Source organism: Nocardioides humilatus (assembly GCF_008373755.1).
Taxonomy (GTDB): Bacteria; Actinomycetota; Actinomycetes; order Propionibacteriales; family Nocardioidaceae; genus Nocardioides; species Nocardioides humilatus.
On record NZ_VUJV01000166.1, the window covers coordinates 1 to 610 of the forward strand.

At 42.6% G+C, this 610-nt stretch carries 1 protein-coding gene; it reads right to left on the reverse strand.

Features of this window, described 5'->3' with window-relative positions; all coding sequences use genetic code 11:
* Positions 1 to 412: 412 nt before the first annotated feature.
* Positions 413 to 610, reverse strand: a 198-nt coding sequence (locus F0U44_RS24340; protein WP_149730637.1) for an ATPase C chain family protein, incomplete at its 5' end; no start/stop codon positions are given.

Here is a 610-nt window from a genome sequence, read left to right on the forward strand (position 1 = left end):
CGACACTCTCGAACAGATAACTCCCATAACAAAACCCGATGTCAGTACTCACGCGAAATACACGAGATCAACTGGCTTCATTTTTATATTGTCATCGAATTTTGTAATGTTCGTGCACTAATGCTTAACATGATTTTAATAATAACAGTCTACAAAGTCAGGAATAGAAATAACTGCAGCATCAACATAATGTTTACGTACAACATTTTATTGCAGATTTTTGTTTATACTACATAATTAAATAAATTGCATTCCTGTTGACGCGCACTGTAGGTGTAACACACATCAGTCCTTGCATCACTATGAGGGTGAGGTTTCCAAACATTCGATTCCATGGCTGTCCACTCCAGATAGTATACACTGAAACCTCATATGTAGGATGGCAGTAGTAGTGTTCTTAAAAGTAAATAGCTTAGAAAGCGAAGAGCAGCAGGAACGCCATCATAAGACAGAACAGACCCATGGCCTCAGACAAGGCGAAACCCAGAATGGCGTATGAGAACAACTGCTGCTTGAGGGAGGGGTTCCTGGCATAGCCGATGATGAGGGAGCCGAAGACTGTTCCAATACCAGCTCCGGAACCAGCTACTCCCACTGTCGCTGCACCAGC